This is a genomic window from Curtobacterium sp. B8 (genome assembly GCF_000333315.1).
Taxonomy (GTDB): Bacteria; Actinomycetota; Actinomycetes; order Actinomycetales; family Microbacteriaceae; genus Curtobacterium; species Curtobacterium luteum.
In genome coordinates this window covers 1-8,125 of the sequence record NZ_BACW01000215.1, presented here as the reverse complement: position 1 = coordinate 8,125, position 8,125 = coordinate 1, and the positions used below count along the sequence as shown (strand labels likewise).

12 protein-coding genes are annotated in these 8,125 nt (G+C 72.5%); 9 read left to right on the top strand and 3 right to left on the bottom strand.

The window, feature by feature from the left end:
• Positions 1 to 17 precede the first annotated feature (17 nt).
• Genes I59_RS05455 through I59_RS05445 form a run of 3 tightly spaced genes read right to left on the bottom strand, consistent with a single transcriptional unit; the run spans position 18 to position 1,512 of the window.
• On the bottom strand, positions 18 to 368 hold the full coding sequence (locus I59_RS05455; protein WP_022903004.1) for a hypothetical protein: 351 nt from the start codon (positions 366 to 368) through the stop codon (positions 18 to 20).
• A gap of 11 nt (positions 369 to 379) precedes the next feature.
• Positions 380 to 958: a hypothetical protein gene (locus I59_RS05450; protein WP_031273009.1), complete on the bottom strand. Its 579-nt coding sequence runs from the start codon at positions 956 to 958 to the stop codon at positions 380 to 382.
• Positions 955 to 1,512, bottom strand: a complete 558-nt coding sequence (locus I59_RS05445) for an RNA polymerase sigma factor (protein WP_022903002.1) — start codon at positions 1,510 to 1,512, stop codon at positions 955 to 957. The genes I59_RS05450 and I59_RS05445 overlap by 4 nt, the downstream gene beginning before the upstream one ends.
• Before the next feature lie 169 nt (positions 1,513 to 1,681).
• On the opposite strand from I59_RS05445, the gene I59_RS05440 reads away from it, so the two are divergent.
• From I59_RS05440 to I59_RS05400, 9 genes are all read left to right on the top strand, one after another.
• A complete protein-coding gene (locus I59_RS05440; protein WP_022903001.1) occupies positions 1,682 to 1,915 on the top strand; it encodes a hypothetical protein in 234 nt (77 codons plus the stop codon).
• Between the two features lie 281 nt (positions 1,916 to 2,196).
• A complete protein-coding gene (locus tag I59_RS05435) occupies positions 2,197 to 2,649 on the top strand; it encodes an Asp23/Gls24 family envelope stress response protein (RefSeq protein WP_022903000.1) in 453 nt (150 codons plus the stop codon).
• The gene (locus I59_RS05430) at positions 2,642 to 2,833 is read left to right on the top strand and encodes a DUF2273 domain-containing protein (RefSeq protein ID WP_022902999.1); all 192 of its coding nucleotides are present in this window, start codon (positions 2,642 to 2,644) and stop codon (positions 2,831 to 2,833) included. The genes I59_RS05435 and I59_RS05430 overlap by 8 nt, the downstream gene beginning before the upstream one ends.
• Entirely contained in the window at positions 2,830 to 3,144 is a 315-nt protein-coding gene (locus I59_RS05425; RefSeq protein WP_022902998.1) for a hypothetical protein, read from the top strand. The genes I59_RS05430 and I59_RS05425 overlap by 4 nt, the downstream gene beginning before the upstream one ends.
• 9 nt (positions 3,145 to 3,153) lie before the next feature.
• A complete protein-coding gene (locus I59_RS05420) occupies positions 3,154 to 3,729 on the top strand; it encodes a DUF6286 domain-containing protein (protein ID WP_022902997.1) in 576 nt (191 codons plus the stop codon).
• Positions 3,726 to 4,289: a hypothetical protein gene (locus I59_RS05415; protein WP_022902996.1), complete on the top strand. Its 564-nt coding sequence runs from the start codon at positions 3,726 to 3,728 to the stop codon at positions 4,287 to 4,289. Before I59_RS05420 ends, I59_RS05415 begins: the two co-directional genes overlap by 4 nt.
• A gap of 136 nt (positions 4,290 to 4,425) precedes the next feature.
• Positions 4,426 to 5,217 carry an aquaporin Z gene (gene aqpZ / locus I59_RS05410; RefSeq protein WP_022902995.1) on the top strand — a complete coding sequence of 264 codons (792 nt, stop codon included), beginning with the start codon at positions 4,426 to 4,428 and terminating at the stop codon, positions 5,215 to 5,217.
• Positions 5,218 to 5,343: 126 nt separating this feature from the next.
• On the top strand, positions 5,344 to 7,488 hold the full coding sequence (locus tag I59_RS05405) for a phosphoesterase (protein ID WP_022902994.1): 2,145 nt from the start codon (positions 5,344 to 5,346) through the stop codon (positions 7,486 to 7,488).
• A complete protein-coding gene (locus I59_RS05400) occupies positions 7,485 to 8,087 on the top strand; it encodes a hypothetical protein (RefSeq protein WP_022902993.1) in 603 nt (200 codons plus the stop codon). Before I59_RS05405 ends, I59_RS05400 begins: the two co-directional genes overlap by 4 nt.
• Positions 8,088 to 8,125 lie beyond the last annotated feature (38 nt).

Here is an 8,125-nt window from a genome sequence, read left to right as displayed (position 1 = left end):
CANGGNCCTCCCGGCCGTCAGCTGGTCGCGCCGGGCGCGACCGCGTCCTCCACCAGGCGGACGGTCACCGTCACGAGGTCGGCGCCGCCGTCGACCTGGGCGTCGAGCAGCGCGCGGACCCGCTCCCCGACCGCACGGACCGTGTCCGGGGCGGGACGGTCGCCGCTCACCGCGATGCCGGCCTCCACCCGGAGCGTCGCGCCGTGACGGTCCAGGTCGACGAGGACGTCCGGCTCCCGGAGCGCGAGTGTCCTCGCGACGGCCTCGGCTGCGGCGTGCGCGATCGGTCGGGGCGGGTAGACCGCGACCACGCCCGGGACGTCCCGGATCGCCGCGGTGAGGGTGCGGGAGAGGGTCTCGTCGTCCACGGCGGCGCTCCTCACGGCAGGACGACGTCGTCGAAGTGGACGTCGATCGACTCGATGGACAGTTCGGTGTGCCGCGCGAGCGCCGTGCCGATCGCTGCGCGCAGGCGGTCCGCCGTCGTCTCGGCGGACTCGCCGTACAGCAGGCCGGCGGTCACGGTGACCCGCACGGGAGCGCCGGGGACGTCGACGTCGCCCTCGAGCGTGCAGCGGCCCATCACGACGCCACCGAGCGCGTCGCCGGCCCGCCGCACGATCCCGCGCACGGCGGCCTCGGTCATCGCGAGGCGCAAGCGCGGGTCGGGGTGGGCGATCGGGACGTCCCGACCGGAGCGGACCTCGGCACGGATCGTGTCGAGCAGCCGGTCGATCCACGCGGTCTCGCGGTCGGCCTCGGCCTCGGCGCGGCGCTGGAGCGCGCCGGCGGACAGCTCCCGGAGCCGCTGCATGTTCGCGAGGGCGAGGCGGCACCCGGGGGAGGACTCGATGGTCGGGTCGCGGGGCGCGCGACCACGGTCGAGGTAGTCGGCGAGCTCCTCGATGCTGTGGCCGTCGAGTTCGTCGTCGGGCGCGGGGAGGTCGTGGTCGGTCATCGCCATCCCTCCATCTCGGCCGCGAGGAACCGTCGCGCCCGTGCGAGGAGCCCGCGGACGGTGGACGGGGACAGCTCGAGCTCGTCGGCGATCTGCTGGTAGCTGAAGCCGGCGGTCTCCCGCAGGAGCCAGCACCGACGCTGGTCGGGGGGCAGTCGGTCGAGCGCCGCCAGCAGCGCGTCGAGCTGCAGCCTGGTCTCGACGATACGCTCCGGGCTCCGAGCGGCCCCGACGTGCGGTTCGACGTCCCCGAGGTCCTCGTGGTGTCGGCGCCGACGCAGCCGGTCGAGTGCCTTGCGGGTCGTGATCTGGAGCATCCACGGCCGGAACCGTGCGGGGTCCTCGAGGTCGGACAGCTTGCGCCAGCCCGTGAGGAAGGCCTCCTGCACGACGTCGTCCGACTCGAGCGTCGACCCGAGGACCTGCTCCGCGTAGACACGCATCAGACCGCCGTGCCGCCGCGCGAGGACCTCGAACGCGAGCACGTCGCCGTCGGACGCCCGCGCCACGAGCGTCGCGTCGGACCCGCGCTGCAGGGGATCGTCGTCGCTCATCCCCGCCTTCCGCGCTGTCGGTGTCCCGGTCGGACGACCGGGGACCTCCGAGCATGCACCTCCCGGCCGTGCCACGTCCGTGCGCGGTCCGGTCGAGCGGTTTCGTGACATCCGGGCCGGTCGAACGGTTTCGTGACATCCGGGCCGATCGTGACGTCTCCCTGAAGACATGCACCACGACGCCACACCCGCCGCCGACGAACCGGCCGCCCTGCACGAGACCACCACGACCGCTCCGGCACTCGACCCCGAGCGGCCCGTCCGCGACCTCTGCATGAGCGTCTTCGACCGCTGGCGGTGCGGTCGGGAGGACGGTCACACCGGCGCCCACACCGCGGGGACCGACGACGCGACCGCCTCGTGGAACGACTCCGCTGCCGGTCGCCGCCTGCGCTGGCGCTGAGGCGCCGTCGCACTACCACGGCGCCGCGTCGGGTGACCGCCCGCGATCGGGGTACGTGCACGCTGCGCGGTTAGTGGTCATCGCGCGTCGTCGTGCGGCCGCTTTCCGAACCGCGACCTGCACCGACGTCGGATCGGGGGACAAGAACGGCTGGAAACGGCTCTTGTCTGGGAAGTCGATGGAGGAATCCGGCGGCGCGTGACTTCCGTCTGGGGAGCCCCGTCTCATCCGTGAACAGCAACCGCTGGGAACGCCCGGCGGGACGAACGGAAGGAAACGACATGGCTGACACCACGACCCCCAACACCATCAGCAGCACCCGTGCCGCCGGCACCCACGCCGCGGGCTCGAACCCGTCGGGCAAGACCACGATCGACGACACCGTCGTCGAGAAGGTCGCCGGCATCGCCGCCCGCGAGGTCAACGGCGTGCACTCGCTCGGCTCCGGCGCTGCTCGGGCGATCGGTGCGATCCGCGACGCGATCGGCCAGCGGGACTTCGGCCAGGGCGTCAAGGTCGAGGTCGGCGAGAAGCAGGTCGCCGCGGACGTGGTGATCGTGGCCGAGTACCCGGTGTCGCTGCAGCAGGTCGCCGACGGCGTGCGCTCGTCGGTCGCCCGCGCGCTGACCCAGATCGTCGGCATGGAGGTCGCCGAGGTCAACGTCACCGTCCAGGACGTCTACATCCCGGGCGACGACAACGACGACGACAAGAAGGAGTCCCGCGTTGAGTAACACACTCGTCGGCGCCCTCATCGGGGCCATCCTCGCCGTCGTGGCACTCCAGTTCGGCTTCTGGGGCTTCGTCCTGGTGATCGTGTTCGGTGCGATCGGTGCCCTCGTGGCCGCGATCAGCTCCGGCAAGATCGACCGGGGTGCCCTGACCGACGTGCTGACCGGACGTCGGAGCTCCCGGTGACCGGCGGCCCGGGCGTGCCGGGCCGCGTCGAGGTCTCCGCCCGTGCGCTCACCTCGCTGGCGCGGGCCGTCGCGGCCGAACGGCTCGGCGCCCCCGCCAAGCGGGTCCGGGTCGGACTCGGCGACGCTTCCGGAGCCCTGACGCTCGACGTCGAGAGCCCCGTCCGCGCGCAGGACGACCTCATCACCGCCGCCGGCCACGCCGCCGGCGACATCCGGGACCGCGTGGCCGCCCTCACCGGCCGGCGCGTCGGTCCCACCCACGTCGAACTCACCGGCATCGTGCGCGAGCACGACGGCCGCGTCCGTTAGGAGGCCACCATGAGCAACGGTTCCGTCGAACGACGCATCCGCCGCCGCAGCGTGCACCCCTCCCGCTCCACGGCGGTGTCGGTCGCGCTCGTGGTGCTCGTCCTCGTGGCTGCGTGGATCGGGACGGAGTCGGTCTTGCGGGCGGTGGGGTCCGCGCCGTTGGTGGCGGACCCGCAGACCGTCGTGGACGCGGCGCTGCGGCCCGACGGCGCGTTCGTGACGATCGCCGAGGTGATCGCTGTGGTCCTGGTGGTCCTCGGGATCGTGCTGGTCGTGCTGGCACTGGGGCCCGGCCGGCAGCACCGGTCCGCGGTCGAGCACGACCGCGGCGCCGTGGTCATCGACACCGCGATCCTCGCCTCGACCGCCGCGAACGCCGCCGCGCTCGCTGCCGGCCTGCCCGAGGACCACGCCAAGGCCTCCGCCCGCGGCCGGTCCTCCGAGGTCCGCCTCGTGCCCCTGTCCGGGGTGCCCGTCGACCAGGCAGCGGTCCGCTCCGCGGTCGAGGACCGCCTCGGCCGCCTCGACGCCCGGTTCGGCAAGCGGGTGAAGGTCCGCGTGGACGAGAAGGGAACCCTGGCATGACCAAGAGCAACCGCACCCTGAACCGCATCATCCTGCTCGTGCTCGGCCTGGTCGCCGTCATCGCTGGCCTGACCATCGGCGCCGGCGTGCTGCCCGCGGTCCGTGACGCCCTGAAGCCGTACGTGACGTTGCCGAGCAACGTGAGCGTGCCGGCGGCGTCGCTGTGGATCGTCGCCGGCGTGTGTGTCGTGGTGATCGTGCTCGCGTTGGCGTGGGTGTTCACCCGCGGACGCGGCGGCACCAGCGTCGCCGTCCGGGAACGCGCCGGCGAGGACCAGGTCACGATCAACGTCGCGCTCGTGCGGGACGTGATCGACCACGAACTCCACGGCGTCCGCGACGTCGTCGGCGCCAAGGTCGACACGTACCTCGTCAAGCGGCAGCGCGCGGCCCGGATCCGGGTCAACGTCCGCCGCGGCGGTGACGCGGTCACCGTCCTCGACGCCGTCGACCACGCCATCGGCGTGCTGGACCGCACCCTGGGCCGGCAGGTCCCGGTCCTGGTCCACCTCACCGGCGGCACCCGCGCCGCCCTCGCGAAACTCACCCGCGTGCAGTAGACCGCACCACCCACCGACCACCCCAGACCCCGGGAGGCACACCGCGCCTCCCGGCCGGTCCGGGGCGGTCACCCACTCGATCAACCCTGACGGCAGGACGCAGCAGCGTCCTGTCGTGCTTCATGAGGAGACCCCCATGGCGAAGAAGACCCCTGTCAGCACCTCCACGTCCGAACAGCGCCGCGAGGACGCGGCCGCCTGGTCGCCGCTCGCGCGCTACGCGTCCGAGTTCTTCGGCACCTTCCTGCTGGTCCTCGGCGGTGTCGGCACCGCCCTGTTCGCGGCGAACGTCCCGAGCGCGACCGACAACCAGCAGGGCGTCGGCTACCTCGGCGTGGCGCTCGCGTTCGGGCTCACCCTCGTCGCCGGGATCTCGGCCGTCGGCCACGTCTCGGGCGGACACTTCAACCCGGCGGTGACGCTCGGGCTGCTCGCCGCCGGGCGGACCGACGCCCGGCACGTCGCGGGGTACATCGTGTCCCAGGTGGTCGGCGGCCTCGTGGCGACGAGCATCATCGCCGCGGTCCTCAGCGGCAAGCCGGGCGCGTTCGCGGCGGCGCAGGAGGGCGGCTTCGCGTCCAACGGCTACGGCGACGCGAGCCCGAGCGGGTTCGGGCTCGGCTCGGTGTTCCTGACCGAGGCCGTCCTGACCGGGGTGTTCATCGCCGTGATCCTGTCGATCACCGCGAAGCAGGAGTACCAGGCCGTGGCGCCGCTCGGCATCGGTCTGACGCTCACCCTCATCCACCTCGTCAGCATCCCGGTGAGCAACACGTCGGTGAACCCGGCACGCTCCATCGCGACCGCGGTGTACGGCGGTGCGACGCCGCTCGCCCAGCTGTGGGTGTTCATCGTCGCACCGATCCTCGGCGGCGTCGTCGCCGGTCTCGTGGTGCGCGTGGCGGGTCGGAAGCGCCTGACCAGCTGACGGGACGGCCGGTGCGCCCCTCCCGGCGCGCCGGCCCCGGTGAGGGACCGCTCGCTGTGCGGTCCCTCACGACCCGTTCACCTGCCGTCCCCCGAGCGGGGGCGGCCACGGGGCGAGACTTCCCACATGAAGCTCATCGGCAGGACCAATGGTCGACGGCGCACCGCAGCGTTCGTCGCAGCGGCAGGCGTCTTCGCTGCCGCCGTCGCGGGCGTCGCGACCACCACCGCCTCCGCAGCAGACGCCAGCACGGCGCAGCGCGGGACCACGATCACCTCGACCGGGCTCCGTCCCGGCCAGGTCAAGCACGTCTGGCTGATCATCCTCGAGAACAAGTCGTACGACGCGGCGTTCACGGGCCTCAACCAGAACAGCTACCTCTGGAAGACGCTGCCGGCCCAGGGGGTGCTGCTGAAGAACTACTACGGCACCGGGCACTACAGCATGGACAACTACATCTCGATGGTGTCCGGCCAGGGCCCGCAGGCGGACACCCAGTCCGACTGCAACGTGGTCGACACCCGCTTCGGGTCCGACCACAGCATCATCGGGTCCGGCAAGGACCGCGGGCAGGTCAAGTCCCTCGCGAACGCGGCACAGCCGAGCGGCGCCAACGCCCCCGACGGCTCGAACGGCTGCACCTACCCGCACTCCACGCCGACGCTCTTCAACCAGCTCGACGCCGCGCACGAGACCTGGAAGGGCTACGCGCAGGACCTCGGCAACCAGCCCGGCCGCGAGGACGGCCTCTGCGGAGCTCCCGGGACCGCCGACAACAACCCCGAGAACAACCCGACGTACCTCACGCCCTCGGTCGACCACCCGGCACCGACCGGCGTGACGAGCTTCACCGGGGCCCAGGCGAACGACCAGTACGTGGCGAAGCACTTCCCGTTCCCGTGGTTCGAGGGCCTCACCGGAGCGGCCGGCGCGAAGGGACGCGCGGCGACCTCGCTGACGACCCCGACGCAGGGCGGCACCGACTGCGACGCCGCGCACATCGCGAACCTCGACTCGTCCTCGAACGGGCTGTTCCGCGACCTGCAGCACGAGAAGACCACGCCGGCGTTCAGCTGGATCACGCCGAACAACTGCAGCGACGCGCACGACGCCGTCTGCAAGGGCAACAACCTTTCCGGGTCGTTCACGAGCAGCGGGCAGCCGGTCTACCAGTCCGGCACCCCGGCGCCGGAGTCGACCACGCCGAAGAACCACACCGGCGGCCTCTACGCCTCGGACCTCTTCCTCAAGTACTACATCCCGATGATCGAGCGCTCGGCCGCGTTTAAGGACGGCGGCCTGATCGACGTCACGTTCGACGAGGCCAACCCGCCCTTCACCTACAGCGGCAACAGCTTCGACAACGCGAACCACTACGGGCCGACCCTCTCGGACAAGCCCGACGCCTCCTCGGGCATCGCGGCTGACCGTGCCGGCGAGAACATCGACGGCAAGAACGTCGCGACCGAGCCGACCGGCCCGAACTCGACGCTCGGGACGGACTCGAAGGGCAACCAGCTGTACCCGGGGCCCGGGTACAACGCTTTCATCGACCGGCCCTCCGCGTGCACCCAGACCTCGCCGACGCTCGTCCCCGCCGACTGCGTGCCCGGGATCGTCCGGGGCGGGTCCGGGAACACCCCCGGCGCCCGGACGGACGCCGTCGCAGCGAACACAGCATCCAGCTACGTCGTCGACCAGTCGATCGTCGCCGACGACACCGGCCGTGGCGTGGTCGACACGACCGACAAGACCGGCCCCGGGGGCACCAGCCCGATCCCGGCCGACACCTTCGTCGGTGCCGTGAGCGACACCGGCCCGCAGTACCCGACGTCGGCCTCCGGATCGGTCGTCAGCGGGTCGTTCCAGCTCCTCGACGCCGCCGGGAACCCGGTGACGCCGACCGGCGCGGTGACGAGCCTGACGCTCAGCGCCGAGGGGGCGCCCGGCTTCCTCAGCACCGGGCAGACCGCCGACCCGCTCTACGACGCCACCGACGCGACCCCCGGCGGCGGCGACACCGGGAGCGTGCTCATCAGCCCGCTCATCAAGCCCGGGACCGTCTCCACCACGTACTACAACCACTACAGCTGGCTGCGGACGATGGAGGACGTGTTCGGCGTCAGCACGGGCGACGACCACCAGCGGCTGCCCGGCGGCACCGTGTCCGGCGGCGTCGACCGGCTCGGACACCTCGGGTACGCGGGTCAGGCCGGCCTCGAGCCGTTCGGGCCCGACGTGTTCAACAACGCGTCGCCGAGGCGCCGGTGACCCGTCCGCACCCCGGGACCAGGAGGCCGCTCACCCGGGCGGCCTCCTGGTCCGCTGCGCTCGTCGGGGTCGTCGTCCTGACGTCGGTCCTCGCCGGGTGCACGGGGCAGACGCGTCCGGGGGTCGAGGACACCTACGGCGGGATGCCGTCGTACCTCGCGACGATCCCCTCCACCACCGACGAGGTCCTCGACGGCAGCGCCGCCCACCCCGCGCTGACCTCCGAGGGCGATGCCGTCCGGGTGCACCTGCAGGACGGTGCCACCGTGACCGCGACGGTCACCGGCCCGGTCGTCCCGGGGGAGGGGCTGCCGCACCAGGGGGAGACGACGACGTGCACGTGGACGGTGTCCCTCCGGGGGACGTCGGGCAGCGTGCCGGTCTCCCTGTCGGACATGACGACGATCGACCAGCTCGGGAACGTCTACCGCCTGTCACCGGTCGCGGGGAAGGGGACGCCGCCGCGAACGCTCCGCGCGGGGCAGCGCGTGACCTTCGAGCTCCGCACGGTGATGAAGGTCGGGGAGGGCGTGCTGCGCTGGGCACCCGGTGGCGGGAAGACCCTCGCCGAGTGGGACTTCGAGGTCGAGAACGACTGACCGGTGGGGTCGCGGTCGCGACCACAGGACGGACGGGA